The sequence below is a fragment of the Bradyrhizobium archetypum genome (genome assembly GCF_013114835.1).
GTDB lineage: Bacteria > Pseudomonadota > Alphaproteobacteria > Rhizobiales > Xanthobacteraceae > Bradyrhizobium > Bradyrhizobium archetypum.
Genome location: NZ_JAAVLW010000002.1, coordinates 796,993 through 823,970, shown reverse-complemented (window position 1 = coordinate 823,970; position 26,978 = coordinate 796,993). Strand labels below are relative to the sequence as shown.

Below are 26,978 nucleotides of genomic sequence, written 5' to 3'. Positions count from 1 at the left end.
TGAAACTGATGTCCGACCATGTCGTCCCGCATTTTCAGAACGACGCCGGAGTCTCGGTAATCGAGATCGGCTCGCAGGAATTCATGTGTGTGGGCGCCAACCCTCCGTTCGACCATCCGCACGTGTTCCTTGACCTCGGCAACGACAACGAAATCATCTGCCCGTATTGCTCGACGCTGTACCGCTTTGCCCCCGACCTCGCCGCGGGCGAGGCCCGGCCGCCCGAATGTGTCCTGAGGGACAAGGTCGCCTGATCTTTCGGTGGCTGCCGCGCGCACCATCATCGTTGCTGGTGCCGGGATCGGGGGATTGACGGCGGCGCTTTCGCTCGCAGCGAAGGGTTTTCGCGTCATCATCCTTGAAAAGGCTGAACGGCTGGAAGAAGCCGGTGCCGGTCTGCAGCTCTCGCCCAACGCCAGCCGCATCCTGATCGATCTCGGCCTGCGGCCGCGGCTCACCCCGCGCGCCGTGACGCCTGAGGCCATCAACATCATGAGCGCGCGTGCAGGCGGCGAGATCGCTCGCATACCGCTCGGCGAAGCTGCCGGCCTTCGCGCCGGGGCGCCCTATTGGGTGATGCACCGCGCCGACCTGCAAAGCGCGCTGCAGGCAGCAGTCAATGATCATCCGGACATCGACCTGCGGCTCGGCTGTCAGTTTGAGGACGTGACCTCGCACGCCAAGGGGCTGACGGTGCTGCAGCGTCGCGGCAATGCACGGCAACAGGAGCTGGCGGCGGCGCTGGTCGGCGCCGACGGCATCTGGTCCGCAGTGCGGAACCATTTGTTCCCGGAGGTGCAGCCGCAGTTTTCCGGCCTGATCGCCTGGCGCGGAACCCTCGACGCAACGACGTTGCCGCGCGAATATACCGCACCGCGGGTCCAGCTCTGGATGGGACCGGGTGCCCATCTGGTCGCCTACCCGATCTCGGCGGCGCGGCAAATCAATGTGGTCGCGATCGTGCCGGGAACCTGGAACAGGCCGGGCTGGAGCGCGCCCGGCGACGCCAACGAACTCAAGACCGCGTTCGCCTCGCGGCGCTGGCCTGCGACCGCGCGGATGCTGATCGGCGCCGTGGACGAGTGGCGGCGCTGGGCGCTGTTCACGCTGCCCGATATCGGCGAATGGACCGAGGGCGCCGTCGCCCTGCTTGGCGACGCCGCGCATGCGATGCTGCCGTTTGCCGCGCAAGGCGCCGGCATGGCGATCGAGGACGCCGCCGTACTCGCCAAATGTCTGAGCGAGGCCCCGAGCAACAATATCGCGGGCATCCCGGCAGCGCTGAAGCGCTATGGCCGGCTGCGGCGCGGCCGCGTGCTTCGGGTGCAGCGCACCGCGCGCCAACAGGGACACATCTATCACCTCACCGGACCGCTGGCGCTGGCGCGCGACCTCGCCATCAAGATGATGGGCCCGCAGCGCATGCTGGCACGGCAGGACTGGATCTATGATTGGCGGGTGTGAGCCGGAATTTTGTAACCCCGCGACACCCTATTATTTTAGTATTTTAGCATGTTTCGGAAAACCGCTTCACACTTTTCCGGATCATGCTCTGGAGCATGATGAGATCAGGTTCGGCCCGCTGCTGCATTGAGCCCAAACAAAATATCAAAACAACCCCATGCAAAGTAGCCGTCAAGGGCCGGCGTAGCAGGCGATCGACTGAACCTAATCTCGTTGAACTCTAATTCGCCGCCCGCTTCGCCTTCGCGCGGCCGGCCTTGCCGGCCGGAGCCGCAGCGGTCGGTGGCGCCTCCGGCTTCGATTCCACGCACCTGTTCTTCTGCCAGGCTTCATCGGCCAGCTTCGATTGCCCTCGCAATGCAATGTATTCGTTGCGGTAGGCGAGTTCCGCCACCACGGGGCCGGCGACGCCGGTCTCGGCCTTCGTCATCAATCCCTGCAATTCCGCCGTACGGCCGGCGAGCGTCTTGCGCTCTGTTTCAAGCTGCTTGCAATCGTAGAGGTCGTATTTGGCGGGATCGGCGAAGGCGGGCGCGATCGTGTCGCTCATCCCGGCGCAGCCGGACAGGCCCGCCCCAAGCGCAACCAGCGTCAGCGCGGCAAGGCTCCGCGAAAATAACCGTCGATGGGACAGCGAGTTGGGCATCGGACCTTCGTTAAGTGGATAATCTTGAGATTGCCTAAAGCCCGCCGCAGGTAAACACCCCAAGTGTCCGCATTGAGGCTTTGCTTCTGAACCCGCGCTCACTTAAAGGTGGGGAGCGTTTCGGCCGGAGATCATCGCCAATTCCACTTCTCCGGAAAACGCGCTAAGTATCTGATCTTCTGAGACTAAGCGGACGTGGCGGAACTGGTAGACGCAAGGGACTTAAAATCCCTCGATGGCAACGTCGTGTGGGTTCGAGTCCCACCGCCCGCACCAGCCTTCGCGAAGCGCGTGAAGGCTGCCGCGCCGAAGTCCCCAGGGCGGAGGCGAGCCTGAGGCCGCGAGCTACGGCTGGGCAAGCAACGGGTCATCGCGTTTCGCAAATTGACAGACGTTGGTGGCCGCTTGCCTGTCCATCCCGGACGCAACAACGAAACCCGCCATTGTCGGCCAGTTCAATCCCATCCGACGCACTCGATGTACCAAAAAGGCAGCACGCACATCACGGTTTACATGCCATAAGTGTTCACTAATGATTAGTCATGGCTAATAACAATCAGAGAGCTATCACCGCGCTTGCCGATCCAACACGGCGTCAGATCTTTGAGCTTGTTGCCAAACGCCCGCAATCCGTTGCCGACCTAACGCGGGCGCTGCCCGTCAGCCAGTCCGCGGTCTCGCAACACCTCAAGATTCTCAAATCGGCGAAGTTGGTTCGCGCAGAAGCGGCTGGAGCGCGCAACATCTATCGCGTTGACCCGGCAGGGCTGGGCCAAATGCGGGCGTGGCTTGATCGCCAGTGGCGGGATGCACTGGACGCCCTCAAGATCGAAATCGACGATTAAGGAGCAAGAGTGATGCCGAAGATAAAGCCTCCGCCTGTTTGCCGTTCGGTGACCGTCACTGTTCCTCCGCACCAACCATTCAAGGTGTTTACGTCGGATATCGGCCTATGGTGGCCAGCGTCGCACAAGATCGGCAAAGCACCCCTCAAATCGGCCGTGATCGAACCAAGGACGGGCGGATGCTGGTACGAGGTGGGAGAAGACGGCAGCGAATGTTTGTGGGACGACGTGCTGGGCTGGGAGCCGCCCCTCACGGCTTGTGCTGGCGTGGCGTATCGGAGCTGACTGGCAATTTGATTCCTTGTTGCTGACCGAGGTGGAGGTGAAGTTCGTGCCAACAGAGAACGGCGGCACGAGGATAGAGCTGGAACATAGACTGCTCGAGAATATAGGAGAGAAAGCAGAAAGTATCCGGGATCGGTTTGAATCGGAGCATGGCTGGGCCGGCATTCTTGGTCGCTATGCAGCCGCCACCAAATCGGGCCATTGAAAACGCTGGGGACCCAAAATGCATTCCTATTTCCATGTTGCGATCGTCACACTATTGACAGCGCTGCTTTGCTTCGGAATGGCGGCACAAGTCGCCCGCACACGGGTCAAGGTTGGCATATTCGCGCCTGCCATGACCGGCGATCCACTGCTCGAGCGCACCATTCGCGCGCACCTCAACACGCTCGAATGGATGCCGATATTCCTTCCGTCCCTGTGGCTTTTCGCGCTGTACTGGAGCCCGCTGGGAGCGACCATTCTGGGAACAGTTTGGATCGTCGGCCGGATTGTGTATTTCATTGGCTATCGAAGTGCCGCAAAGAGCCGCTCTCCAGGCTTCTTTATCCAGGCCCTTGCCGCATTTGCGCTGCTGCTTGGCGCGCTCGGCCGCATTGTCTACCTTGCAGCGACGACCTAGATGAACGCCATAGTGGCTGCGACCAGACGTTCGCTTGGTCGCTGAACCGTCCGTACCCGGGGTGCATTTGCCGCAGATCGGCCTTTTCGAGATGCGTCGGCTGGAGATGCTGAGCAACACCATCTTCGGCGTTGCGATGACGCTGCTCGCCTATGATCTGCCGAAAGCCAGCAGCTTTGCCGGTGCGCCCGACTGGCACGATGTGGTTCGGGTCTATGCTCAGCCGGTGATCGCACTGACCATCAGCTTCGTCGTCGCCGGGCTGTTCTGGTTCAGCCATCACCGGCGGTTGGCGGTGGCGCCGGAAGCCGGACGCGGCGTGGTGTTTCTCAACCTGTTCTTTCTGCTCTCGATCATCCTCCTGCCTGTGACCAACGGTCTCTATGGCGCGTACCGGCTCGACGACGTGGTCGCGGTGATCTACGGCTTTCACCTGCTGGTGATTGCAACGCTGAACGCGGTGCTGTGGGTTCTGGCGCTACGCGGCCGCCACCATCCACAATTGTTGGCGCCGGCGCTGTTTCCCGTTTTCGTGTTTGCGCTCGGTATCTTTGCGGCGTTCGCCGCGCCGCAAATTGCGCAGTTTGTCTGGTGCCTGGCCTTTCTCGCGCCCTTTGCCGGCTGGCTCGCCGCGCGTCGCTCCGGCTAGCGCACCTTTGCTTGGCTGACCGTGAGCAGCCGGCTCGCCTCCTCCGCAATCATGCGCTCCATCTTTTCCTGAAATTCCTTGCGCGGCAGGCCCGGCGCGATTGGCGGCAGGAACGAAAGCGTGACAGTACCTGAATGCATGATCAGGGTCTTCTTGCCCCAGAACAGGCCAGAATTACATGCTGCCGGCACCACAGGGGTTTCGAGATTGGTGTAGAGCGCGGAGATGCCGGCCGACTGGAACGTCACGGGCTCATCGATCGCCTGCCGCGTGCCTTGCGGAAACAGCAGCACCTTGCGCCTCTCCCCGATCGCGCGCCTTGCTTCGTCGACCATCTGGCGCAGCGCATGGCGGCCCGCCGAGCGATCGACCAGGATCATCGGATAGCGCTCAAGAAACCACCCGACCAACGGCAGCTTCCTCAGCTCCTTCTTGGCGACGATACTGGCATCGGGGAAAATCGCGCACAGCGCCGCGGTCTCCCACAGCGATTGATGATTGCACGCAATGATGCAAGGGCCGTCGGGAACATGCTCACGCCCCTCGACGCGATAGTCCAGCCCGATCACGTACTTCATCAGAAACATGATGCCGTTGGCCCATATCTGAGAGACCGCACGCACCGTCGCGCTGCTGGCATTGAACAGCGCCATGAACGGCACCGACAACGAAACGACGACCGTCAGGATCACGACGGCGGCATCGAATAATATAGACCTCAGATAATGCAAACGTCCGTTCCCTCGGGGCCTCAGGTACGGGCTTCCAATAAGCACTTTTCCCGGGTTGCACAATTCCGCTCGTCGCGCCGAAATAGCTTCACCATGGATCGGCCCGATTGCCCCGTTCAGGATCGCCGCATGCCCGCCAGCGAACAAGTCGCGATTCCACCGCATCTCGTCTTTGATGCCATCACCGCCGGCCCGCCGGGAGCGCCGCTGGTGTTGTTGCTGCACGGTTTCGCGGAATCGATGCATTGCTGGCGCGCGCAGCCCACGGCGCTTGGTGTCTGGGGCGATGCCGACGATACCGTCGGCCGTACCGCCGCCGAAGGCACCGTCGATTTCATCGCCGCGCCCTATCGCTTCGAAGTATTGCGCGGCGTCGGCCATTTTGCAGCGGATCAGGTGCCGGAGCGGGTGTGCGAATTACTGTTAGAACATCTCGCAACGCATCCGGCGTGAGGAACGCATTCCGCTCGAAAATGTTGTCATGCACAAAATGGAGTATGACTGATGGCCAGTGAAGAAGCCTTGGACAAGCCTGCCGCAAACGGGCGCGAACCAACCCGAAATGAACACTCAGAGCAATCGCAGCCGCCACAGATCCAGCCGCCGCTGCTGAACGAAGGGCCGGAACTGGAGCGCGACAGCCACTGCTAAACGCCGACAGCCACTGCTGACGATGGAAACAAAAGCGCGACGGAGAGACAAACCTCCGTCGCGCCTTTTTGTTGCCTGAACCGCGCTCTACTCGCTCTTGTCGATGTTCCAGAACACCGGCGTTGCCGGGCCGTCGACGACGCCGGTGAGCGATTTGCGCCAGCCGCTCGGGATCAGGTACTGGCCGAGCGGGATGTAGATCACCTGTTCATAGGCCTGCTTCTGGATCTCGGCAGCGATCTTCTTCTGCTCGTCCGCAGAGGCCGAGCGCGCGAACTTGTCGCGGAGCTCTTCGATCTTGGCGTCTTCTGCCCAGCCGAACCAGCCACCGTTCTTGCCGCGGCCGCCGACTGAAGCGTTGGCCACGGGATTGGAGACGTCGGCGGCGACCCAGTTGGTGAAGAACATGTTCCAGCCACCTTCCTTCGGCGGCTTCTGACTGGCGCGACGGGTCACCACCGTCTGCCAGTCGGTGGCTTGCACGTCGACCTTGAAGCCGGCTTCACGGAGCAACTGCGCCGCGACGATCGGCTGCGCCTTCAGCGTCACCACGTCGCCGGGCGCCATGATCACGATCGGCGTGCCGTCATAGCCGGACTCGGCGAGCAGCTTCTTCGCCTCCGCCATGCCATTGCCCTTGACCAGGGTCTCGGCACCGACGTCGGTCTCCAGCGGCGTATCGCAGACAAAGATCGCGCCGCAGACCTTCTGATATTTGGCATTGCCGACCAGCGCGTCGAGCACGTCCTTCTGCTTCATGGCCAGGAAGGCCGCGCGGCGAACCTTGACATTATCGAAGGGCGGATAGAGGAAGTTCATCCGACCCAGCGTCTGGAAGCCGAACTTGTTCAGGACGTCGATCTTGATGTCCTTGTTCGCCTCCAGCACCGGCAGCAGGTCGAAAGGCAGATTCTCCATGAAGTCGATATCGCCCGACTGCAGCGCGTTCACCGCGGTCTGCGCGTCCGGCATCGTGATCCATTCGACACGATCGACCTTCACCACCTTGCCACCCGCGGTCCAGCTCGGCGGCTCCTTGCGCGGCACATAGTCCGGATTCTTTTCATAGACCGCCTTGACGCCCGGCTGGAATTCGGCCTGCACGAACTTGAACGGACCGGATCCGACCTGCTCCTTGATCTGCTGGCCCGCGGGGGTTTCGGCGAGCCGCTTCGGCATCATGAACGGGGTGTAGGACGACGGCTTGCCGATCGATTCCAGCACCAGGCCGTAGGGCTCCTTCAGCTTGAGCGCAAAGCTCTTGGCGTCGATCGGCTCGATGCTGGCGGTGAAGTCCATCAGCTTCTGGCCCATCGTGTCGTTGCGGCCCCAGCGCTTTAGCGAGGCGACGCAGTCCTCTGCCGTCACCGGCTGGCCGTCATGCCACTTCAAGCCGTCGCGCAGGGTAAAGGTATAGGTCAGCTTGTCATCGCTGACTTTCCAATCCGCCATCTGCGGCTGGATCTTGAAATTGGAATCGGTCGCCAGCAGCGTGTCGTAGACCATGTAGCCATGGTCGCGGGTGATGTAGGCGGTGGTGAAACCGGGATCGATGACGCGAAGGTCGGAATGCATCACCGCGGTGATGGTCTTCTTTCCGGCGGCAACCGCCTGCGAGCTAAGAGCTAGCGACGTCAGCGCCGCCGATAGCGCAAGCGCCGACAAAGCCGACACTATCGTGGGACGTTTCCAACGCATGATGTGGAACATTCGATCTCTCCTGACGTGAAACTGGTCAAAGTCCGCTGATTCATTATGCATGCGGTTCGTTATTTGGGCGAACTAACACGCTGTAAATCCTGACTATTTGAAGACTTGCATCAAGCGCGCGGCGCGTCAATCGGCTTTGACAGCGCAACACCCTGCGGATCCGACTCCGCCATGCGCTCATGTTTCACTTTACAAATCCGCGGCAGATCATTCTCGTAACGACACCGGGCCACGCCGGCTGTTCGATAATCAACCTAAGAACCCTCAAGAGAAATCCATGAACCCAGCCAATCTTCCCTTTGATTCCGAGGCCATGCTGCAGGGGCTGCGTAGCTGGGTGGAATGCGAAAGCCCGACCTGGGACAAGAGCGCGGTTGAGCGCATGCTGGACCTCGCCGCACGCGACATGGCAATCATGGGTGCGACCATCGAGCGCATCGCCGGCCGCCAGGGTTTTGCCGGCTGCGTCCGTGCCCGCTTCCCTCACCCCCGGCAAGGCGAGCCCGGCATCCTGATCGCCGGCCACATGGATACCGTGCATCCCGTCGGCACGATCGAGAAGCTGCAATGGCGGCGCGAGGGCAACAAATGCTTCGGCCCGGGCATCTTCGACATGAAGGGCGGCAATTACCTTTCGCTGGAAGCGATCCGGCAGCTGGCGCGCGCCGCTTTCACGACGCCGCTGCCGATCACCGTGCTGTTCACGCCCGACGAGGAAGTCGGCACGCCATCAACCCGCGACATCATCGAGGCGGAAGCGGCGCGCAACAAATATGTGCTGGTGCCGGAGCCCGGCCGCCCCAATAACGGCGTCGTCACCGGCCGCTACGCGATCGCGCGCTTCAATCTGGAAGCGATCGGCCGGCCGAGCCACGCCGGCGCGACGCTCTCCTCCGGCCGCTCCGCGATCCGCGAAATGGCACGCCAGATTATAGCGATCGACGGCATGACGACCGAAGATTGTACGTTCTCGGTCGGCATCGTGCATGGCGGCCAATGGGTCAATTGCGTCGCCACCACCTGCACCGGCGAGGCGCTGAGCATGGCCAAGCGCCAAGCCGATCTCGACCGCGGCATCGAGCGGATGCTGGCGCTATCGGGCACCAGCAACGACGTGACCTTCACGGTCACGCGCGGCGTGACCCGCCCGGTCTGGGAACCCGACGCCGGCACCATGGCGTTGTATGAAAAGGCGCGTGGGATTGCGGCAGAGATGGGCCTCAGTTTATCCCATGGCAGCGCCGGCGGCGGCTCCGACGGCAATTTTACCGGCGCGATGGGCATCCCGACGCTCGACGGGCTCGGCGTCCGCGGCGCCGACGCCCATACGCTGAACGAGCATATTGAGGTCGATAGCCTCGCCGAACGCGGCCGGTTGATGGCGGGACTCTTGGCGACGCTGGAGTAAGGATGGTCTATCTGCCGTCATTGCGAGGAGCGAAGCGACGAAGCAATCCATAGTCCCGCAAAGGAAGAATGGATTGCCGCGCTGCGCTCGCAATGACGGCTCCACTTTCCCCACCGCCTAGCTGCATCGCAAAAAACGCAGGCGCAATGGCACGGGACTTGCTGAAATGTTACGCTGGTGGCGCGGACATCACGTTTAGAACCGGCGCTGCCCAATTCACTTAACAACTAACGGATCAAGATGCTCGGATATCTGCTTCGCCGCATTCTCGCCGCCATTCCCGTGATGGGCGTGGTCGCGCTGTTTGTGTTTCTCCTGCTGCGGCTGACGCCTGGCGATCCCGCTGCGATTCTGGCCGGCGACAATGCGACGCCCGAACAACTCGAGCGTATCCGCACCACGCTCGGCCTCAATGAGCCGCTCTATACCCAGTTCTTCACCTGGATCGGCAAGCTGTTGCAGGGAGATCTCGGCACGTCGCTGATTTCCAACGTACCGGTGCTGACGATGATCAGCCGGCGTATCGAGCCCTCGATCTCAATCGCGCTTTCCACCATCGTCCTCGCCATTCTGGTTGCGGTGCCGCTCGGCGTGATCGCGGCGTGGAAGCACGGCACCTGGATCGACCGCTTCGTCATGGGCCTGTCGGTGGTCGGCTTCTCCGTGCCGGTGTTTGTGATCGGCTATCTGCTGATCCAGATCTTCGCGATCGACCTGCGCTGGGTGCCGGTGCAGGGTTTCCGCAGCATCACTGCGGGCTTTGGCCCGTTCTTCGAGCGCATCATCCTGCCGACCTGCACGCTCTCCTTCATCTACGTCGCGCTGATCGCACGCATGACGCGGGCGGCAATGCTGGACGTGCTGGGTGAGGATTATGTCCGCACGGCGCGCGCCAAGGGCATCAGCGAGACCGGCGTGCTCTTGCACCATGCGCTACGCAACGCCGCCGTTCCCGTCATCACCGTGATCGGCACCGGCTTTGCGCTGCTGATCTCCGGCGTCGTCGTCACCGAGAGCGTGTTCAACCTGCCGGGCATCGGCCGCCTCACTGTCGATGCGGTGCTGGCGCGCGATTATCCCGTGATCCAGGCGATGATCCTTCTGACGTCGCTGATCTATGTCACCGTCAATCTCCTGATCGACCTCGCCTACACCCTGCTTGACCCCAGAATCCGCTATTGAGGCCCGCTACTGATGGCGATCGAAACCCTTCCCGAACCGTCAATCCCGGTCACCACGCCGTTCCGGCCACGATTGGGATTCCTCACGGCGACGCCGATCATCGCGGTGGCGACCATTTGCCTTGGGCTGATCATCGCCATGGCGATCGCAGCCCCCCTGCTCGCGCCGCATGATCCGCAATTGCTGGCGCCGGCGCAGCGGCTGAAACCATCCAGCGTGCAATTCCTGCTCGGCACCGATGCCTATGGCCGTGACCTGCTGTCACGCATCATCTATGGCGGCCGGATTTCGCTTCTGATCGGCCTGGGAGCTGCGATCTTCTCGATCAGCATCGGGCTTGTGATCGGCCTCGTCTCCGGCTTCTTCAAATGGGTCGATGCCGTTATGATGCGGGTGATGGACGGCCTGATGGCGATTCCATCCATCCTGCTTGCGATCGCCGTGGTGTCGCTGTCCGGCGCCAGCCTGATGACGGTGATGGTGGCGATCACCATTCCCGAGATCCCGCGTGTGGCGCGGCTGGTGCGCTCCGTCGTGCTGTCGGCACGCGAGGAGCCTTATGTCGAGGCCGCGATCTCGGTCGGCACCAGCCTGCCGAAAATCATGTGGCGGCATTTGATGCCGAACACGGTGGCACCGCTGATCGTGCAAGGCACTTACGTCGCCGCCTCCGCCATTCTAACCGAGGCGATCCTGTCGTTCCTCGGCGCCGGCATCAGCCCGGAAACGCCGACCTGGGGCAACATCATGGCCGAGGGCCGCGCCTACTTCCAGGTCAAGCCGTCGCTGATCTTCTGGCCGGGCCTGTTGCTGTCGATCGCAATTCTGAGCGTCAATCTGATCGGCGACGCCGCCCGCGATGCGCTCGATCCGCGCATGAAGCAGCGGGAGGCGGGCAAATGACCAAGACCTCACCCCGTCCTTGCGAGCGAAGCGAAGCAATCCATCTCGCCGCACTGAGAAAGATTGGATTGCTTCGTCGCTGCGCTCCTCGCAATGACGCCTGAAAGAGCAGCAGCATGACCAACATCATCCTCGACATCGACAACCTCGTCGTTAGCCTGGGCAAAAATCCATCCGGCCAGCGCATCATCGACGGCGTCTCCTTGCAGGTGCGCGAAGGTGAGACGCTGTGCGTGGTCGGCGAAAGCGGCTCCGGCAAATCGGTGACCTCGCTGACCGTGATGGGCCTCCTGCAAAAGGGCGCGCTGGTGCCGACCGGCGGCAGCGTCAAGCTGGTCGGCGAGGAACTGCTCATCGCCACCGAACGGCGCCTGCGGCAATTGCGCGCCACAAGGATGGCGATGATCTTCCAGGAGCCGATGACCGCGCTCAACCCGGTCGTCCCTGTGGGGCGCCAGATCGACGAGGTGTTGCGCGCCCACACCGATCTCGACGCCCGCGCGCGGCGTCAGAAGATCCTGGCGATGATGGAGCATGTCCGGCTGCCCGACGTGGAGCGAATCTTTGCCTCCTACCCGCACCGATTATCCGGCGGACAGCGCCAGCGCATCATGATCGCGATGGCCTTGGTGCTCGAACCGAAACTCCTGATCGCGGACGAGCCGACGACTGCGCTCGACGTCACCACGCAGAAGCAGATCCTGACCCTGATCCGCGACCTGCAGCGGGATCACGGCACCGCGGTGCTGTTCATCACCCACGACATGGGCGTGGTGGCTGAAATCGCCGACCGCGTCGCGGTGATGCGCCACGGCCGGCTGGTCGAGACCGGCACGCTCGACACCATCCTGCGCACGCCGACGATGGAATATACCCGCAATCTGCTCTCGTCGGTGCCGAGCCTGGTGCCACGGGCGCCACGCGCGGAGACCGATGAGCCGGTTGTGCTGGAAGCCAACGAGCTCGGCAAGGTCTACCGCGAGCGTTCCTTCTTCGGAAAGGCGCGCGAAGTCGCCGCCGCCAAGGATGTTACCCTCACGCTGCGCAAGGGCCGCACGCTCGGCATCGTCGGCGAAAGCGGTTCGGGCAAATCGACAGTGGCACGTTGCATCGTCCGCCTGATCGATCCGACTTCCGGCGGCGTGCGGCTGGCAGGCCGCGAAATCTCCGACCTGTCGCGGCGGCTATTGCAGCCGCACCGCAAGAAGATCCAGATCATCTTCCAGGACCCTTATCGTTCGCTCAATCCGCGCGTCACCGTCGGCGAGACCATTGCCGAGGGCCCGATCAATTACGGCATGCCGCGTGCGGAGGCGCTGGCGAAGGCGCGCGAACTGCTCGAACTGGTTGATCTGCCGGCGGATGCGGTCTCGCGCTATCCGCATCAATTCTCCGGCGGCCAGCGCCAGCGCATCGCGATTGCACGCGCACTTGCGCTCGATCCTGACGTTCTGGTTGCGGACGAAGCGGTATCCGCGCTCGACGTCTCCGTGCAGGCGCAGGTGCTCGAACTGCTCGACGAAATCCAGAAGCGGCTCGGCATCGCGCTTCTGTTCATCACCCACGATCTTCGCGTCGCGGCGCAAATCTGCGACGACGTCGCTGTGATGCAGCATGGCCGGATCGTGGAACAGGGCCCGGCCGCGCAGGTGCTGACCCACCCGCAACAGGCCTATACCAAGGCGCTGCTCGATGCGGCCCCGGGTCGGGGCTGGGATTTTGCCAATTTCCGGCCGGTGGAAGTGGCGGCGGATTAGCGCGAAGGCTCTCCCCGTCATTGCTGAGGAGCGAATGCGACGAAGCAATCCATCTATCCGTTATGCCGAGAGATGGATTGCTTCGCTTTCGCTCGCAATGACAGGGCTAATTGCAGTGCAAGACAATTACTAACGCCCACGCGGCATGCAAAACGGAATTGCTTCAATCCTTGCACTTGCCACGATGTCCCGCTTAACGTCCCCCAACCAAAACACTGGCTGAGACACTATGACCCGCATCGCCGTCGGCGGCTTTCTGCACGAGACCAACACGTTCGCGCCGACCAAGGCGACCTACCAGGATTTCGTTCACGGCGGCGGTTGGCCGGCCATGGCGCATGGGCCTGACGTCCTCAAGGTCATGCGCAAGATCAACGTTGGCCTCGCCGGCTTCGTCGAGGCGGCGGAGGCCAATGGCTGGGAGCTGGTCCCGACCATCTCCGCAGCCGCCAGCCCTTCGGCGCACGTCACGAAGGATGCGTTCGAACGCGTCATGAAGGAGATGATCGACGGCATCGCCAATGCCGGGCCTATCGATGCCGTCTATCTCGATCTGCACGGCGCCATGGTGACCGAACACTACGACGATGGCGAAGGCGAAATCCTCGCCCGCGTGCGCAAGCTGATCGGCAACGACCTGCCGCTGGTCGCAAGCCTCGATCTCCATGCCAATGTTTCGCCCGAGATGATCGCCCATGCCGATGCGCTGATCGCCTACCGCACCTACCCTCACATCGACATGGCCGACACCGGCCGCGCCTGCGCCAGGCACCTCGCGCTGTTGTTGAAGAGCGGGCAGCGCTTTGCCAAGGCGTTCCGGCAATTGCCGTTCCTGATCCCGATCAGTTGGCAGTGCACCAGCGACCAGCCGACCAGGGGCATCTATGAAAAGCTCGCGGCGCTCGAAAATGATGCGGTGCCGACACTGTCGTTCGCGCCCGGTTTCCCGGCAGCGGATTTTCCCCATTGCGGGCCCAGCGTGTTTGCCTATGGAAGGACGCAGGCCGATGCCGATGCGGCAGCCGACGGGATCGTCGCGCTCGTCGAGGGCCATGAGGACGATTTCGACGGCCGCATCTATGCGCCGGACGACGGCGTGCGTCTGGCGATGGAGCTGGCGAAGGCCGCGCGCAAACCGATCGTCATCGCCGACACCCAGGACAACCCTGGCGCAGGCGGCGATTCCGATACCACGGGCATGCTGCGCGCGCTGGTGCGCAACAAGGCTTCCGCCGCAACCGGCGTGATCTACGATCCGGAATCAGCCAGGGCCGCGCATGCGGCGGGCGCCGGCGCCACGGTGACCCTGTCGCTGGGCGGCAAGTCAGGCATAGCGGGCGATGCGCCTTACAAGGAAACGTTCGTCGTCGAACAACTGTCCGACGGCAAGTTCGTGGCGCCCGGTCCCTATTACGGCGGCCGCGACATGGACATGGGCCCCTCGGCCTGCCTGCGCATCGGTGACGTCAGGGTCGTCGTCGGCTCCTACAAGGCGCAGCTCGCCGATCAAGCGATGTATCGCTATGTCGGCATCGAACCGACTGAACAGAAAATCCTGGTCAACAAGAGCTCGGTGCATTTTCGCGCCGATTTCGAACCGATCGCCGAAAAGCTTTTGATCTGCGCGGCGCCCGGCGCGATGCCGGCCGATACCGCGGCCCTTCCCTGGACGCGGCTGCGTCCGGGCATCCGCATCAAGCCCAACGGCCCGGCCTTCATGCCTTCAACCCAATCATTCAAATCGTCAGTCACGGGATAACAGACATGCCCACCATCGAACGCATCGACGGCTACGCCGAGGAACTCACCGCCATCAGGCGGGATCTGCATGCCCATCCCGAGATCGGCTTCGAGGAAGTGCGCACCTCCGGCATCGTCGCGGAGAAGCTGAAGGGATGGGGCATCGAGGTGCATCGCGGCCTCGGCGGCACCGGCGTGATCGGCGTGCTCAAGGGCAAGGGCAATGGCGGCAAGCGCATCGGGCTGCGCGCCGACATGGACGCGCTGCCGATGGAAGAGAATACCAACCTGAAATGGCGCTCGACCATTCCCGGCCGCTTCCACGGCTGCGGCCATGACGGCCACACCACCATGCTGCTCGGCACCGCGCGCTACCTGGCCGAGACCAGGAATTTCGACGGCACGGTGCATTTCATCTTCCAGCCCGCCGAGGAAGGGCTAGGCGGCGCGCGCGCCATGATCAAGGACGGCCTGTTCCAGAAGTTTCCCTGCGATGAGGTCTACGGCCTGCACAACGCGCCGGACCTGAACCACGGCGAGATCGCCATCCTGCCCGGGCCTGCGATGGCCGGCGCCGACTTCTTCGATATCACCATCCAGGGCTACGGCGCGCATGGCGCGATGCCGGAGCGCTCCAAGGACGCGGTGGTCATCGCGACCACGCTGGCGCAGGCGCTGCAGACCATTGTCAGCCGCAACGTCGATCCCTTGAAGGCGGCGGTGCTGTCGGTCACGCAGATCCATGCCGGCTCCGCCAACAACGTGATCCCTGGCGAGGCGAGGCTCGGCGGCACGGTGCGCGCCTTCGACGACGGCGTGCGCGCGCTGGTCCGCGACCGCATGCGCAAGATTTGCGCCGGCGTTGCCGCGACGTTCGAATGCGAAATAACCATCGACATCCGCGACACGTTCAGTGTCCTCGTCAACCAGGAAGAACAATCCAGGGTGGTCGAAGCGGCGGCCAAGACGATCGTCGATCCCGCCAGCGTCTTCACGCGCTCGATGCCGAAGATGGGCAGCGAGGACTTTGCCGACATGATGCAGGAGGTACCCGGCGCCTATTTCTGGATCGGCCATGACGGCTCGGTGCCGGTGCACAATCCCGGCTACGTCCTCGACGACAAGATCCTGCCGATCGGCGCCAGCGTATTCGCCCGCATCATCGAAACCCGTTTGCCGGTAGGTTCGCATGCATAAACCAGCATCCGAAGAAGAGATCACCTCGCTGCATGACCTTTCCGCGGTCGACCTGATCGCCGGCTATCGCGCCAAGCAGTTCTCGCCCTCGGAAGTGCTGGAGGAAGTCATCGAGCACGTCGCGGCGTGGGAGCCGCACATCAAGGCGCTCTATCTGTTCGACCCCGACGGCGCGCGTGCGGCCGCAACGGCATCGACCGACCGCTGGCAGCGGGGCGAGCCGACCGGCACGCTCGACGGCGTGCCTGTTACCATCAAGGACAACATCGCTACCAAGGGCCAGCCGATTCCGCTCGGCACCGCCAGTATCCGGCTGGTACCGGCTGAGCGGGATGCCCCGCCCGCCGCGCGCTTGCGCGAGTCCGGCGCGATCATCTTCTCCAAGACGACCATGCCGGATTACGGCATGCTGTCGTCGGGTCTTTCGAGCTTCCATCCCCTCACCCGCAATCCCTGGGACCTCACCAAAAATCCTGGCGGCTCTTCCGCCGGCGCGGGCGCCGCCGGCGCGGCCGGTTATGGCCCGCTGCATCTTGGCACCGACATCGGCGGCTCGGTGCGGCTGCCGGCCTGCTGGTGTGGCCTCGTCGCGCTGAAACCCAGCCTCGGGCGGGTTCCGATCGATCCGCCCTATGTCGGCCGCGTCGCAGGTCCGATGACCCGCACCGTCGACGATGCGGCGCTGATGATGTGCGTATTGTCGAAGCCGGATCGCCGCGACGGCATGAGCCTGCCGGCCGACAGTACCATTCCCTGGAAAGCGCTCGACAAGTCACCACGCAAGCTTCGCATCGGCCTGATGCTTGATGCCGGCACCGGTCAGGCGCTGGAAAGCGAAGTGCGAAGCGTTGCCGTCAATGCGGCCAAGGCGTTCGAATCAGCCGGCGCCGTCGTGACCGAAGTCGACGGCATCCTGACGCGCGAGATGCTCGACGGGCTCGATAATTTCTGGCGGGCGCGGCTGTGGGACGACCTCTCAAAACTTTCGCCCGAGGAGCGCGCCAAGACACTGCCCTACATCCACAAATGGGCGGAAGCCGGCGCAAGACTTTCCGGCGTCGACGTCATCAGGGGCTTTAACGCCACGATGGCGATCCGCGCCGCGGCTGCAAAGCTATTCCACGAACTCGATTACGTGATCTCGCCAGTATCGCCGGTGGTGAACTTTCCGGCCGAGTTTGCATCCCCCATCAACGATCCCGACAGACCGTTCGAGCACATCTGCTATACCGTGCCGTGGAATATGTCGGAGAATCCGGCCATCTCGATCAATGGCGGCTACGACAAGAACGGCTTCCCGATCGGCGTGCAGATCATTGGCCGACGCTTCGATGATCTCGGCGTGCTCGGCATGGCCAAGGCGTTCGAAGGCCTCCGCGGTGCGCAGCGGCCGTGGCCGTCGCCGCCGGGGAAGTAAATTCGCCTTGTCTCCGTCATGGCCGGGCTTGTCCCGGCCATCCACGTCTTTACGCTCGATGGACAAGAAAGACGTGGATGCCCGGCCCAAGGCCGGACATGACGATGCGTTAAGCAGCCAAACAAGAACACACAGAGGAAACCCAGTCCATGGCGTATGAGACCATCAAGTACGAGGTCGACGACCAGATTCTTACCATCACGCTGAACCGGCCCGACAAGCTCAACGCTTTCAACGCCACCATGCAACAGGAGCTGATCGCCGCTTTCGATGCCGCCGACAGGGACGACAACATTCGCGCCATCATCGTGACCGGCGCAGGCCGCGGCTTCTGCGCGGGAGCAGACCTCTCCTCCGGCGCCAATACGTTTGACCGCGACGCGCGACGTGGGCCGGTGAAGCGGCTTGCCAGCGGCGCGGTCGACTACAGCGATCCGCAGGTGCGCGACGGTGGCGGCCAGGTGACGCTGCGCATCTTCAAGTGCCTCAAACCCGTCATCGCCGCGGTCAACGGCCCGGCGGTCGGCATCGGTGTCACCATGCAGCTTGCGATGGATATCCGCATCGCCTCGGAAGCCGCGCGCTTCGGCTTTGTGTTCTCCCAGCGCGGTATCGTGCCGGAAGCCGCCTCGAGCTGGTTTCTGCCGCGCATTGTCGGCATCTCGCAGGCGCTGGAATGGTGCTATTCGGGCCGCGTCTTCCCGGCGCAGGAAGCGCTCGCCGGCCGCCTCGTCAGCAAGGTCGTGCCGCCGGATGATCTCCTGCCGACCGCCCGCGCGCTCGCCAGGGAATTCGCCGCCAAGACCGCACCGGTCTCGGTCGCGCTGATCCGGCAGATGATGTGGCGCATGCTGGGCGCCGACGATCCGATGGAGGCTCACAAGGTCGACAGCCGCGGCATCTATGCCCGCGGCCGCTCGGAGGATGTCAAGGAGGGCGTGGTCGCGTTCCTGGAAAAGCGCCCGGCGCAGTTCAAGAACAAGGTTTCCACCGATATGCCCGACTATTTCCCGTGGTGGACGGAGCGGCAGTATAAATAAGCGCGGTCATCCCACCTGACGCTGTCGTCACCCGCGAAGGCGAAGGCGGGTGACCCAGTAATCCGAGACCAGCGTGATTGAACCGATGAGCCGCCGCGTACTGGATGCCCCGCCTCGCGGGGCATGACGGGAAACTACCCCATCACCAACGCCACGCGCCCGATTGCCTTGCGCTCGATCAACAGCCGCATCGCCTTCGCATAATCTTCCAGCGGCAGGCGATGCGAGACGTTGGGGCGGATTTTTCCGGCTTCCGCCCATTCCGTCAGCGCCTTGATCCTGATCTCGCCGAGCGCGGGATTTCTCCGCACGGCTTCACCGGCGCGAACACCAAGTACGCTTGCGCCCTTGATCATCAAGAGGTTGGTTTTCGCAACACCGATGCCGCCGGTGAAGCCGATGATCAAGAGCCGCGCGCCCCAATTGATGCAGCGCATCGAGCTCTCGAACACCTCGCCACCGACGGGATCGAACACGACGTCGGCCCCTCGCCCATCGGTGACGCGCTTGACGGCTTCGCGAAACGGCTCGCGGTCGTAGCGGATGAGGTGATCGGCGCCCCTTGTCTTGGCGATCGCCAGCTTCTCATCGCTCGAAGCGGTGGCAATGACGGTCGCGCCCAGCAGCTTGCCGAGTTCGACGGCGGCAAGGCCAACGCCGCCGGCGGCGCCATGCACCAGCAGCACCTCGCCGGCTTGAAGCTGCCCGCGGTCGATCAGCGCGTGATAGGCTGTGCCGTGACCCGCCAAAAACGTCGCGCCCTCGGCATAGTCGAACGTCGATGGCAACTTCACGAGCTGCGAGGGTGTAACGACCACTTCATCGCAATAGGCGCCGTGGCGCATCTTGACGATCACCCTGTCGCCGACCGCAACGCCCTGCGCCTCACTCACTTCGATCACGTCGCCGGCGGCTTCGACGCCCGGCGTGAAAGGCAGCGGCGGCTTGAGCTGATATTCGCCCGCCGCCATCAATATATCCGGGAAATTGATCCCGGCGGCACGGATGGCGACGCGCACCTGCCCTGGCGCCAGCGGCACGGAAGCAAATGTTTCCAGGCGCAGCTTCTCCGGCGGGCCAAGTTCGCGGCAGACGACGGCCTTCGGCATCAGGCAGCCTGCGCCTTCAGACGCTCCAGCGCCTCGCGGATCAAGGGCATCCGGTCGTTGCCGAAATACATATCGGTCTTGCCGACGAAGATGGTGGGCGAACCAAAACCGCCGCGCGCCATCACCTCGTCCGTATTGGCCTTGAGCTGGTCCTTGATCGTCTGCTGACCGATGCCGTCGAAAAGCTTGACGTGATCGATGCCGACCTTCTTGCAGATCTCCGTCAGTACCGAATCCTGCGAGATGTCCTTGTCCTCGCCCCAATAGGCCTCGAACACCGCGCGCGCGAACGGCACCATATCCTTGCTACCGAGCCAAATGCAGCCACGCATTGCTTTGACGCTGTTCACCGGAAATACCGTCGGCGGCATCTTGATCGTGAGCCCGGCGGAGCGCGCCCAGTCGGCTAGGTCCTTCTTCATGTATCGCGCCTTCAACGGCACCGGCGTCTCGCGCGCGGCGTAGACGCTGGGGTTCACGGTATTGAAGATGCCGCCCACCAGTATCGGCCGCCAGATGATCTCGACGCCGAGCTCTTTGGCGAGCGGCTGGATGTTGTGAAAGGCGAGATAGGTCCAGGGGCTGGAGCAGTCGAAGAAGAATTCAAGCATGAGGTTTTCCTTTGCGTTGCCCCTGATCCTGAGGAGCCGCGCGGCGGCGTCTCGAAAAATGCAGGCCCGTCTTTGGCCTCATGGTTCGAGACGTGCTTTGCGCTCCTCACCATGAGGGGATAGATTATTTCCTTCCCTAGGGAAGCTCGAGATCTTTCAGTCGTTCGGCGTCAGCGCGTAGTGCAGGTCGATCATGGCTTCCCCAGCTGCCGAAGTGCGGGATATCCCCGGCAGTGGCGACTTTCGTTGTTCTGTACCTTGACCATAAGACATGGCAAACAGGCGCTCAATCAGAACCCATCGGGAGGCTCCCATGCTGTTTCCAACCACCATTGCAGGCTCTCTGCCGAAGCCGGAATGGCTGGCCGAGCCCAACATGCTGTGGGCGCCCTGGAAGTCGAAGGGCGATGAGCTGGCCCGCGCCAAGCGCGACGCGACCATGCTGGCGGTAAAGCTGCAGGAGGATGCCGGCGTCGATATCGTCACCGAGGGCGAGCAGGCCCGCCAACATTTCGTCCACGGCTTCCTGGAGAAGGTCGAGGGCATCGATTTCGCCCACAAGGTCGAGATGGGCATCCGGAACGACCGCTACAAGGCGATGGTGCCGCAGGTGACAGCGCCGCTGACGCTGAAGGGCCGCGTCCATGCGGACGAGGCCCGCGTCGCCCGCACCCACACCACCCGCAAGCTGAAATTCACCCTGCCCGGCCCGATGACCATCGCCGATACCGTCGCGGACAAATATTACGGCGACAAGGTCAAGATGGCGTTCGCCTTCGCCGAACTGCTCAACACCGAGGCCAAGGCGTTGCAGGCCGACGGTGTCGATGTGATCCAGTTCGACGAGCCAGCCTTCAACGTTTTCATGGACGAGGTCTCCGACTGGGGCATCAAGGCGCTCGAGCGCGCCGCCGAAGGGCTGACCTGCACCACCGCCGTGCACATCTGTTACGGCTACGGCATCAAGGCCAATACTGACTGGAAGCAGACGCTCGGCAACGAGTGGCGGCAATATGAGGACATCTTCCCGGCGATTGCGAAAAGCCCGATCCAGCAGGTGGCGATCGAGTGCCGCAACTCGAAAGTGCCGCTGGATCTCCTGGCGCTGCTGCCCGGCAAGGTCGTGCAGGCCGGCGTGATCGACGTCGCCAGCGACACGGTGGAGACGGCCGAGGATGTCGTGAAGGTGATCGAGCAGGTCGCGAAATTCGTGCCGCTCAGCAACATCGTCGCAACAACCAATTGCGGCATGGCGCCAATGCGGCGGGATATTGCGGAAGCGAAGCTGGCGGCGCTCGGCGCGGGGGCGAAACTCGCGAGGGAGCGGCTGGGGTGATGCTTCCATTCCCTCTCTCGCTTGCGTGGGAGAAGGCAGACCGTGCGAGCCGCATCGCCTCACTAGACTAACTGGCAGTCGGATGGAGTATCGGACGATATCCGGCGCCAAGCGCGCGCAGCGTTGACGGCGGCGTCAGCAGCATTACGTCCCCGATTGTGCCTTCAGCCTCGCGATAACCGGCCACAGACCACTGCAGCGCCCTGCCCTGCACGATCAGAAATGTCTCTTCGCCCCGTAGCACCATCGCGCCATCGGGCAATTGCGCGACCGGCATCGGCAGCGGATGCAGCCGTTTTCTGCCACCCTCCAGCCGCTCGCGGTGCAGGATGTTATCCATCTCTCGCGCGCGAATGTCCGCAACGCCGTTGCCCTTTTCCCAGCAGCTACGAAATCGGTTGGCGTCGTCGCGGCGGCAGAAGAAGCATGGGCGGTGGCCGGCGGCGAAGGCCGTGGCTTCATCGAGAAAGAACAGTTCGGTCCAGCTCCGCCGCTCCATCACCGGCCGCCGCCAGCCCCTGAACTCGCAGAGGCAGGTGATCCAGGCCGGGCTCGACCAGCGCCTTTTAAGCAGGGTCTTGGTCGCGGGATCGTGGATGATGCCGCGGTTGCCGGTGAACAGGCCGCGATGCGCCGTTGCGATGATGTCGCCGGTGGGGGTGACGCGGTTTTGCAGGGGCATGTGAACGTTTCATCACACTCCGTCATTCCGGGATGGTCCGAAGGACCAGACCCGCAATCTCGAGATTCCGGGTTCGCTTCGCGCCCCGGAATGACGAGGCAGTCACGGCCGGATCGGCGGTTGGTACGAGAGCGCGGTGTCCCAGGGGAAATGGATCCAGGTGTCCTGCGACACTTCGGTGATGAACGTGTCGACCAGCGGCTTGCCCTTCGGCTTGGCGTAGACCGTGGCGAAATGCGCATCGGGAAGCATCTGGCGCACCATCCGCCCGGTGGCGCCGGTGTCGACGAGGTCGTCGACGATCAACAGTCCCTTGCCGGTACCGCCGCCGAGTCTGGCGACATCGGCGGACACGCCCTTGAGTACCTGCAGGTCGCCCTGGCTGGTATGGTCATAGCTCGCAATGCAGACGGTATCGATCACGCGCAGGCCGAGCTCGCGCGCCACGATCGCCGCCGGCACGAGACCACCGCGGGTGATCGCGACCACCGCGTGAAACGGCCCGACCTCGTTGAGCCGCCAGGTCAACGCCCGGCAATCCCGGTGAAACTGATCCCAGGAGACCGGAAAGGGCCGGCCCGCCTTCGCCTCGGCGCTCGGTTCGGAATTGTTGTCTGCCACCTTGCTTCGCCTCGTTTTGCCGGTCTGCTACCGCGCCACGTTCAATCCCGCCAGCATTTCCTTCACCGCGGCCATCGCGGCGTTGAGCTTTTCGGGATCGCGGGAGCGGACGACGAGATTGGTGTTCGGCCTCTTGTCCTCGTCCATGAACGGGTAACTGCCGATGATGGTGTCGGGGTGAGCTTTGGCAATCTCCCGCAGTGGCCCGCCGATATCGCCCTCTCGCGCATTGGCCGTCACCGAGTCGGAGAGCATCCGCACGCCCGACTTCAGCTTGGGGGCGACGATGTCCATCATCGCCTGCATGATCGATGGGATACCGGCCATCACGATGACATTACCGAGCTTGAAGCCGGGCGCCAGGATGGTGGCGCTCTGGATCAGCTCCGCGCCGTCGGGCACCCGCGCCATGCGCAGCCGCGCCTCGTTCAGATCCTGCTCGCTCCAACGCTCGCGGAAACGCGCCACCACCTCCGGATGATGGTCGATCTTGACGCCGAAGGCCTTGGCGACGCTGTCGGCGGTGATGTCGTCATGAGTCGGCCCGATGCCGCCGGTGGTAAAGACGTAAGTGTAGCGATTCCGCAGTGCATTAAGAGCGTCGACAATGTCGCTCTCGTCATCGGCGACGATGCGGACTTCCTTGAGGTCGATCCCGATGTTGGTCAGGTATTCGGCGATGAAGCCGATATTCTTGTCCTTGGTCCGGCCGGACAGGATCTCGTCGCCAATGACCAGAATACCCGCCGTGACGATCTCGCTCATGACTTCTCCCCACCTGTCCCCGTACCTTGCGCAAGCAACGCATTGATGTCACGGGATTTGCTGCCGAAATAAGCACCCGGCAGCCCTTTTTTAGGGCAGCGCGGCGGGCTACCCACACGAAATGCCGCCAGCCAATGCATATCGCGCTGGCCCGAGCCTTGCTACCATCCCGTGAAGTCATGCACTGTGCCGCATGGCGTCGAGAGATAGTCAGGGTTTATGGCAGTTGCCTTTGATGAAATGAACGGGCCCGGCGGCGACCTCCGTCCGGCCTATCGGGAGCTCTCCCGCTGGCTGAAGGAGACGCCTCCGGACGCCCTGGAATATCGCCGGCAGGAGGCGGAACTCCTGTTCCGCCGGATCGGCATCACCTTCGCCGTCTATGGCGACGCGGAAGCGCAGGAGCGGCTGATCCCGTTCGATGTGATCCCGCGGATCATATCGGCCAAGGAATGGGCCACGCTGGAAAAGGGCCTCAAGCAGCGGGTCCGCGCACTCAACATGTTCCTGCGCGACATCTACCACGGCCGCGACATCCTGCGGGCCAACCTCATCCCCGACGACCTGATCTTCCAGAACCCGGTCTTCCGCCCCGAAATGAACGGCCAGAGCGTGCCGCACGACGTCTACGTGCACATCGCCGGCATCGATATCGTCCGGGTCGACGCCGACAATTTCATCGTGCTGGAGGATAATGCCCGCACGCCGTCCGGCGTCTCCTACATGCTGGAAAACCGCGAAATCATGATGCGGTTATTTCCGGATTTGTTCGCCCGCCACCGCGTCGCTCCGGTCGAACGGTATCCCGACGAACTGCTCGCCGCGTTACGCTCGGTGGCGCCACTGTCCGCCTCGGCGGAGCCGACGGTCGCGCTGATGACGCCCGGCGTCTACAATTCCGCTTACTACGAACACTCCTTCCTTGCCGACAAGCTCGGCATTGAACTCGTCGAAGGGCGCGACCTCATCGTCAAGAACGACGAGGTGTTCATGCGCACTACCGAGGGCTTGAAGCGCATCGACGTGATCTACCGCCGCGTCGACGACGACTTTCTTGACCCCCTCACCTTCCGCCCCGACTCGGCGCTCGGCGTGCCCGGGCTGATGTCGGCCTATGCCGCCGGCAACATCACGCTGGCGAACGCGGTCGGCACCGGCATTGCCGACGACAAGGCGATCTACTCCTACATGCCCGAAATCGTGAAATTCTATCTCGGCGAAGAGCCGATCCTGAAGAACGTGCCGACCTGGCGCTGCCGCGAGCCGAAGGACCTGTCCTACGTGCTCGATAATTTGAGCGACCTGGTGGTCAAGGAAGTGCATGGCTCCGGCGGCTATGGCATGCTGATCGGCCCCGCCGCGACAAAAGCAACGATCGAGGCGTTCCGCGACAAGCTCAAGCGCGAGCCGCAAGGTTTTATTGCCCAGCCGACGCTGGCGCTCTCGACCTGTCCGACCTGCACCGCGTCCGGCCTCGCGCCGCGCCATGTCGACCTGCGGCCGTTCGTGCTGACGGGAAGCAAGCACGTCACCATCGTGCCGGGCGGGCTGACGCGGGTGGCGCTGAAGGAAGGCTCGCTCGTGGTCAATTCCAGCCAGGGCGGCGGCACCAAGGACACCTGGATACTGGACGAATAGAGAGCGTAACCTTCGCATGCTGTCGCGCACCGCCGAGAACCTGTACTGGCTGGCCCGCTATGTCGAGCGCGCCGAATATATTGCGCGCACCATCGACGCGACCTTGCGCGTCACCGCGTTGCCCGCCGCCTATATCGGCAAGACCAATGAGTGGGAATCGGCGCTTTTGACGGCCGGCGTCAGCACGAGCTTCTACGAGGTCTATCCGGAAGCCAGCGAGCAGAACGTCGTCGAATATCTGGCGTTCTCGCCGGCGAACCCCTCCTCGATCAAGAACTGCATCGAGGCGGCGCGGCTCAATTCGCGTTCGGTGCGAACCGCGCTGACGTCGGAGATGTGGGACACCATCAATTCGGCCTGGCTCGAATTGCAGGAAGTCTGGGGCAAGGGCACGTCGAGCCGAGAGGAATTGGCGCGCTTCCTGCGCTTCGTGCAGGAGACCTCGCTGCGCTTCGACGGCTCGGCCTACCGCACCATGCTGCGCAACGACGCCTACTGGTTCTCGCGGCTCGGGCTGCATCTGGAACGCGCCGACAACACCGCCCGCATTCTCGACGTCAAATATCATGTGCTGCTGCCGGAGGAGGAGCACGTCGGCGGCCCGCTGGACTATTATCAATGGACCTCGATCCTGCGCTCGGTGTCGGCGCTGACTGCCTATCACTGGGTTTATCGCGAGACGCTGAAGCCGTGGCTGATCGCCGACCTCCTGATCCTGAACGATACGCTGCCGCGGTCGCTGATGAGCTGCTACAGCAACCTCGTGCGCAACCTCGACCAGATCGGCGTCGCCTATGGCCGCCAGGGCGCCGCCCAGCGCCACGCCCGCGGGGTACGCAACCGGTTGGAACACAGCCATATGGACGATATCTTCCAGCACGGCGTCCACGAGTTCATCCAGGAATTCATCGCGGACAATTCAAGGCTGGGCGAGATCATCACCAGGCAGTATTTGATTTGAGATTGCGGACGAACGAAACCAAACGCCGTCATGGCCGGGCTTGTCCCGGCCATCCACGTCTTGTTATGCCGATCCAGCAAAAGACGTGGATGCCCGGGACGAGCCCGGGCATGACGATCCGAAGCACTATCCGGGTACCCCATGCGCCTGCGAATTGCCCATACCACGAGCTATCGCTACGAGCCGCCGGCCACGGGCGTGATCCAGGTCCTGCGCATGACGCCGGGCAGCCATGACGGGCAATACGTCGCCGAATGGCAGATCGACGTCTCGACCGACTCGCGCCTCGACATGCACCAGGACGCCTTCGGCAACGTCACCCATGTTCTCACCCACGGCCCGATCGCCGATCTCACCATCAAGGTCGAGGGGCTGATCGAGACCCACGATACCGGCGGCGTGCTGCGCGGCACCGACGAGCGGTTCCCCGCGAGCCTGTTCCTAAGGTCGACCGCGCTCACTGCCGTCAACCCGGCGATGGCGACATTCGCCCGCGAGCTGCGTTCGGAATCCGACGGCGACGTGCTCGGCTTCCTGCATGCGCTGATGGTGCAGATCAACGAGCACATGACGTTCGATGAGGATCCCACCAACTCGGGCACGTCGGCGGCCGAAGCCTTTGCTCTGAAGCGCGGCGTCTGCCAGGACTATGCGCACATCTTCATCGCCTGCGCCCGCTCCGGCGGCGTGCCGGCGCGTTTCGTCTCCGGACACTTCCTGCGCTCTGACGGCTTGATACACCAGCAGGCCGGCCACGCCTGGGCCGAGGCCTTCGTGCCTGACCTCGGCTGGGTCGGCTTCGATGCCGCCAACGGCATCTGCACCACCGACGCCCATGCCCGCGTCGCCATCGGGCTCGACTATCTCGGCGCAGCTCCGGTGCGCGGCACCCGCTATGGCGGGGGCGCGGAAACGTTGACGGTCGCGGTGAGGGTCGAACAGGCCGGGCGGCCGGGCCAGTGGCAGAGCCAGTCGCAGTAGAACCCGCAAGCTCGACCTCATCCTGAG

At 63.2% G+C, this 26,978-nt stretch carries 27 protein-coding genes and 1 tRNA gene; 20 read left to right on the top strand and 8 right to left on the bottom strand.

The window, feature by feature from the left end; genetic code table 11:
* Nucleotides 1-8 precede the first annotated feature (8 nt).
* Nucleotides 9-254 (top strand): zinc-finger domain-containing protein, encoded by a 246-nt coding sequence (locus HCN50_RS08320; protein WP_171709111.1) that lies wholly within the window; start codon nucleotides 9-11, stop codon nucleotides 252-254.
* A gap of 7 nt (nucleotides 255-261) precedes the next feature.
* Nucleotides 262-1,464, top strand: coding sequence for an FAD-dependent monooxygenase (locus HCN50_RS08315; RefSeq protein ID WP_171709110.1), 1,203 nt, complete (start codon nucleotides 262-264; stop codon nucleotides 1,462-1,464).
* A 220-nt stretch (nucleotides 1,465-1,684) separates the two neighbouring features.
* Here the strand turns inward: HCN50_RS08315 and HCN50_RS08310 are convergent, their stop codons facing one another.
* Nucleotides 1,685-2,110, bottom strand: coding sequence for a twin-arginine translocation pathway signal (locus HCN50_RS08310; RefSeq protein WP_171709109.1), 426 nt, complete (start codon nucleotides 2,108-2,110; stop codon nucleotides 1,685-1,687).
* 189 nt (nucleotides 2,111-2,299) lie between these two features.
* Here HCN50_RS08310 and HCN50_RS08305 point away from each other — a divergent pair.
* The 5 genes from HCN50_RS08305 to HCN50_RS08285 all read left to right on the top strand — a co-directional run bounded on the left by HCN50_RS08305 (nucleotide 2,300) and on the right by HCN50_RS08285 (nucleotide 4,511).
* A tRNA-Leu gene (locus HCN50_RS08305) sits at nucleotides 2,300-2,386 on the top strand.
* Between the two features lie 266 nt (nucleotides 2,387-2,652).
* On the top strand, nucleotides 2,653-2,955 hold the full coding sequence (locus HCN50_RS08300) for an ArsR/SmtB family transcription factor (RefSeq protein WP_171709108.1): 303 nt from the start codon (nucleotides 2,653-2,655) through the stop codon (nucleotides 2,953-2,955).
* A 304-nt stretch (nucleotides 2,956-3,259) separates the two neighbouring features.
* Nucleotides 3,260-3,445, top strand: a complete 186-nt coding sequence (locus HCN50_RS33560) for an SRPBCC family protein (RefSeq protein WP_235976825.1) — start codon at nucleotides 3,260-3,262, stop codon at nucleotides 3,443-3,445.
* 18 nt (nucleotides 3,446-3,463) lie between these two features.
* Nucleotides 3,464-3,862, top strand: a complete 399-nt coding sequence (locus tag HCN50_RS08290; protein ID WP_171709107.1) for an MAPEG family protein — start codon at nucleotides 3,464-3,466, stop codon at nucleotides 3,860-3,862.
* A 91-nt stretch (nucleotides 3,863-3,953) separates the two neighbouring features.
* Nucleotides 3,954-4,511: a TMEM175 family protein gene (locus HCN50_RS08285; RefSeq protein ID WP_171709231.1), complete on the top strand. Its 558-nt coding sequence runs from the start codon at nucleotides 3,954-3,956 to the stop codon at nucleotides 4,509-4,511.
* Here HCN50_RS08285 and HCN50_RS08280 read toward each other — a convergent pair.
* A complete protein-coding gene (locus HCN50_RS08280; RefSeq protein WP_171709106.1) occupies nucleotides 4,508-5,623 on the bottom strand; it encodes a lysophospholipid acyltransferase family protein in 1,116 nt (371 codons plus the stop codon). The genes HCN50_RS08285 and HCN50_RS08280 overlap by 4 nt on opposite strands.
* Before the next feature lie 123 nt (nucleotides 5,624-5,746).
* Between HCN50_RS08280 and HCN50_RS08275 the strand changes: the two genes are divergently transcribed.
* The gene (locus HCN50_RS08275; RefSeq protein WP_171709105.1) at nucleotides 5,747-5,893 is read left to right on the top strand and encodes a hypothetical protein; all 147 of its coding nucleotides are present in this window, start codon (nucleotides 5,747-5,749) and stop codon (nucleotides 5,891-5,893) included.
* An 87-nt stretch (nucleotides 5,894-5,980) separates the two neighbouring features.
* Here HCN50_RS08275 and HCN50_RS08270 read toward each other — a convergent pair whose 3' ends face one another.
* Nucleotides 5,981-7,603: an ABC transporter substrate-binding protein gene (locus HCN50_RS08270; RefSeq protein WP_171709104.1), complete on the bottom strand. Its 1,623-nt coding sequence runs from the start codon at nucleotides 7,601-7,603 to the stop codon at nucleotides 5,981-5,983.
* A gap of 277 nt (nucleotides 7,604-7,880) precedes the next feature.
* On the opposite strand from HCN50_RS08270, the gene HCN50_RS08265 reads away from it, so the two are divergent.
* The 8 genes from HCN50_RS08265 (at nucleotide 7,881) to HCN50_RS08230 (ending at nucleotide 18,247) form a co-directional block, all read left to right on the top strand.
* Complete coding sequence (locus tag HCN50_RS08265) at nucleotides 7,881-9,011, top strand: M20/M25/M40 family metallo-hydrolase (RefSeq protein ID WP_171709103.1); 1,131 nt, start codon at nucleotides 7,881-7,883, stop codon at nucleotides 9,009-9,011.
* Nucleotides 9,012-9,251: 240 nt separating this feature from the next.
* A complete protein-coding gene (locus HCN50_RS08260) occupies nucleotides 9,252-10,193 on the top strand; it encodes an ABC transporter permease (RefSeq protein ID WP_171709102.1) in 942 nt (313 codons plus the stop codon).
* 12 nt (nucleotides 10,194-10,205) lie between these two features.
* Complete coding sequence (locus tag HCN50_RS08255) at nucleotides 10,206-11,096, top strand: ABC transporter permease (RefSeq protein WP_171709101.1); 891 nt, start codon at nucleotides 10,206-10,208, stop codon at nucleotides 11,094-11,096.
* Between the two features lie 116 nt (nucleotides 11,097-11,212).
* Nucleotides 11,213-12,853, top strand: coding sequence for an ABC transporter ATP-binding protein (locus HCN50_RS08250; protein WP_171709100.1), 1,641 nt, complete (start codon nucleotides 11,213-11,215; stop codon nucleotides 12,851-12,853).
* Between the two features lie 229 nt (nucleotides 12,854-13,082).
* Nucleotides 13,083-14,612 (top strand): M81 family metallopeptidase, encoded by a 1,530-nt coding sequence (locus HCN50_RS08245; protein WP_171709099.1) that lies wholly within the window; start codon nucleotides 13,083-13,085, stop codon nucleotides 14,610-14,612.
* 5 nt (nucleotides 14,613-14,617) lie between these two features.
* Entirely contained in the window at nucleotides 14,618-15,790 is a 1,173-nt protein-coding gene (locus HCN50_RS08240; protein ID WP_171709098.1) for a M20 aminoacylase family protein, read from the top strand.
* Entirely contained in the window at nucleotides 15,783-17,207 is a 1,425-nt protein-coding gene (locus HCN50_RS08235) for an amidase (protein WP_171709097.1), read from the top strand. Before HCN50_RS08240 ends, HCN50_RS08235 begins: the two co-directional genes overlap by 8 nt.
* Nucleotides 17,208-17,356: 149 nt before the next feature.
* Nucleotides 17,357-18,247: a crotonase/enoyl-CoA hydratase family protein gene (locus HCN50_RS08230; RefSeq protein ID WP_171709096.1), complete on the top strand. Its 891-nt coding sequence runs from the start codon at nucleotides 17,357-17,359 to the stop codon at nucleotides 18,245-18,247.
* A 134-nt stretch (nucleotides 18,248-18,381) separates the two neighbouring features.
* Here the strand turns inward: HCN50_RS08230 and HCN50_RS08225 are convergent, their stop codons facing one another.
* Together HCN50_RS08225 and HCN50_RS08220 are read right to left on the bottom strand one after the other, a co-directional pair.
* Nucleotides 18,382-19,356: an NADPH:quinone oxidoreductase family protein gene (locus HCN50_RS08225; protein WP_171709095.1), complete on the bottom strand. Its 975-nt coding sequence runs from the start codon at nucleotides 19,354-19,356 to the stop codon at nucleotides 18,382-18,384.
* Nucleotides 19,356-19,967, bottom strand: coding sequence for a 2-hydroxychromene-2-carboxylate isomerase (locus HCN50_RS08220; protein ID WP_171709094.1), 612 nt, complete (start codon nucleotides 19,965-19,967; stop codon nucleotides 19,356-19,358). Before HCN50_RS08220 ends, HCN50_RS08225 begins: the two co-directional genes overlap by 1 nt.
* A gap of 313 nt (nucleotides 19,968-20,280) precedes the next feature.
* On the opposite strand from HCN50_RS08220, the gene HCN50_RS08215 reads away from it, so the two are divergent.
* A complete protein-coding gene (locus HCN50_RS08215; RefSeq protein ID WP_171709093.1) occupies nucleotides 20,281-21,303 on the top strand; it encodes a methionine synthase in 1,023 nt (340 codons plus the stop codon).
* Nucleotides 21,304-21,370: 67 nt separating this feature from the next.
* Here HCN50_RS08215 and HCN50_RS08210 read toward each other — a convergent pair whose 3' ends face one another.
* The 3 genes from HCN50_RS08210 to HCN50_RS08200 all read right to left on the bottom strand — a co-directional run bounded on the left by HCN50_RS08210 (nucleotide 21,371) and on the right by HCN50_RS08200 (nucleotide 23,371).
* The gene (locus HCN50_RS08210; RefSeq protein ID WP_171709092.1) at nucleotides 21,371-21,985 is read right to left on the bottom strand and encodes a hypothetical protein; all 615 of its coding nucleotides are present in this window, start codon (nucleotides 21,983-21,985) and stop codon (nucleotides 21,371-21,373) included.
* A gap of 102 nt (nucleotides 21,986-22,087) precedes the next feature.
* Nucleotides 22,088-22,606, bottom strand: a complete 519-nt coding sequence (gene gpt / locus HCN50_RS08205; RefSeq protein ID WP_171709091.1) for a xanthine phosphoribosyltransferase — start codon at nucleotides 22,604-22,606, stop codon at nucleotides 22,088-22,090.
* Nucleotides 22,607-22,633: 27 nt separating this feature from the next.
* Nucleotides 22,634-23,371, bottom strand: coding sequence for a competence/damage-inducible protein A (locus HCN50_RS08200; RefSeq protein WP_171709090.1), 738 nt, complete (start codon nucleotides 23,369-23,371; stop codon nucleotides 22,634-22,636).
* A 219-nt stretch (nucleotides 23,372-23,590) separates the two neighbouring features.
* Between HCN50_RS08200 and HCN50_RS08195 the strand changes: the two genes are divergently transcribed.
* The 3 genes from HCN50_RS08195 (at nucleotide 23,591) to HCN50_RS08185 (ending at nucleotide 26,951) form a co-directional block, all read left to right on the top strand.
* Nucleotides 23,591-25,009, top strand: coding sequence for a circularly permuted type 2 ATP-grasp protein (locus HCN50_RS08195; RefSeq protein WP_171709089.1), 1,419 nt, complete (start codon nucleotides 23,591-23,593; stop codon nucleotides 25,007-25,009).
* 16 nt (nucleotides 25,010-25,025) lie between these two features.
* Nucleotides 25,026-25,970: an alpha-E domain-containing protein gene (locus HCN50_RS08190; RefSeq protein ID WP_171709088.1), complete on the top strand. Its 945-nt coding sequence runs from the start codon at nucleotides 25,026-25,028 to the stop codon at nucleotides 25,968-25,970.
* A gap of 141 nt (nucleotides 25,971-26,111) precedes the next feature.
* Nucleotides 26,112-26,951, top strand: coding sequence for a transglutaminase family protein (locus HCN50_RS08185; protein ID WP_171709087.1), 840 nt, complete (start codon nucleotides 26,112-26,114; stop codon nucleotides 26,949-26,951).
* The last annotated feature ends 27 nt before the right edge of the window (nucleotides 26,952-26,978 follow it).

Bases quoted from the DNA above. Each gene is read 5' to 3' on its own strand.
- HCN50_RS08320 (WP_171709111.1), top strand. From the start codon at position 9: ATGTCCGACCATGTCGTCCCGCATTTTCAGAACGACGCCGGAGTCTCG.
- HCN50_RS08310 (WP_171709109.1), bottom strand. From the start codon at position 2,110: ATGCCCAACTCGCTGTCCCATCGACGGTTATTTTCGCGGAGCCTTGCC.
- HCN50_RS08300 (WP_171709108.1), top strand. From the start codon at position 2,653: ATGGCTAATAACAATCAGAGAGCTATCACCGCGCTTGCCGATCCAACA.
- HCN50_RS08290 (WP_171709107.1), top strand. From the start codon at position 3,464: ATGCATTCCTATTTCCATGTTGCGATCGTCACACTATTGACAGCGCTG.
- HCN50_RS08285 (WP_171709231.1), top strand. From the start codon at position 3,954: ATGCGTCGGCTGGAGATGCTGAGCAACACCATCTTCGGCGTTGCGATG.
- HCN50_RS08280 (WP_171709106.1), bottom strand. From the start codon at position 5,623: ATGGCCGACGCCGCGCAATACTTCGAAGCGATAGGGCGCGGCGATGAA.
- HCN50_RS08275 (WP_171709105.1), top strand. From the start codon at position 5,747: ATGGCCAGTGAAGAAGCCTTGGACAAGCCTGCCGCAAACGGGCGCGAA.
- HCN50_RS08270 (WP_171709104.1), bottom strand. From the start codon at position 7,603: ATGTTCCACATCATGCGTTGGAAACGTCCCACGATAGTGTCGGCTTTG.
- HCN50_RS08265 (WP_171709103.1), top strand. From the start codon at position 7,881: ATGAACCCAGCCAATCTTCCCTTTGATTCCGAGGCCATGCTGCAGGGG.
- HCN50_RS08260 (WP_171709102.1), top strand. From the start codon at position 9,252: ATGCTCGGATATCTGCTTCGCCGCATTCTCGCCGCCATTCCCGTGATG.
- HCN50_RS08255 (WP_171709101.1), top strand. From the start codon at position 10,206: ATGGCGATCGAAACCCTTCCCGAACCGTCAATCCCGGTCACCACGCCG.
- HCN50_RS08250 (WP_171709100.1), top strand. From the start codon at position 11,213: ATGACCAACATCATCCTCGACATCGACAACCTCGTCGTTAGCCTGGGC.
- HCN50_RS08245 (WP_171709099.1), top strand. From the start codon at position 13,083: ATGACCCGCATCGCCGTCGGCGGCTTTCTGCACGAGACCAACACGTTC.
- HCN50_RS08240 (WP_171709098.1), top strand. From the start codon at position 14,618: ATGCCCACCATCGAACGCATCGACGGCTACGCCGAGGAACTCACCGCC.
- HCN50_RS08235 (WP_171709097.1), top strand. From the start codon at position 15,783: ATGCATAAACCAGCATCCGAAGAAGAGATCACCTCGCTGCATGACCTT.
- HCN50_RS08230 (WP_171709096.1), top strand. From the start codon at position 17,357: ATGGCGTATGAGACCATCAAGTACGAGGTCGACGACCAGATTCTTACC.
- HCN50_RS08225 (WP_171709095.1), bottom strand. From the start codon at position 19,356: ATGCCGAAGGCCGTCGTCTGCCGCGAACTTGGCCCGCCGGAGAAGCTG.
- HCN50_RS08220 (WP_171709094.1), bottom strand. From the start codon at position 19,967: ATGCTTGAATTCTTCTTCGACTGCTCCAGCCCCTGGACCTATCTCGCC.
- HCN50_RS08215 (WP_171709093.1), top strand. From the start codon at position 20,281: ATGCTGTTTCCAACCACCATTGCAGGCTCTCTGCCGAAGCCGGAATGG.
- HCN50_RS08210 (WP_171709092.1), bottom strand. From the start codon at position 21,985: ATGCCCCTGCAAAACCGCGTCACCCCCACCGGCGACATCATCGCAACG.
- HCN50_RS08200 (WP_171709090.1), bottom strand. From the start codon at position 23,371: ATGAGCGAGATCGTCACGGCGGGTATTCTGGTCATTGGCGACGAGATC.
- HCN50_RS08195 (WP_171709089.1), top strand. From the start codon at position 23,591: ATGGCAGTTGCCTTTGATGAAATGAACGGGCCCGGCGGCGACCTCCGT.
- HCN50_RS08190 (WP_171709088.1), top strand. From the start codon at position 25,026: ATGCTGTCGCGCACCGCCGAGAACCTGTACTGGCTGGCCCGCTATGTC.
- HCN50_RS08185 (WP_171709087.1), top strand. From the start codon at position 26,112: ATGCGCCTGCGAATTGCCCATACCACGAGCTATCGCTACGAGCCGCCG.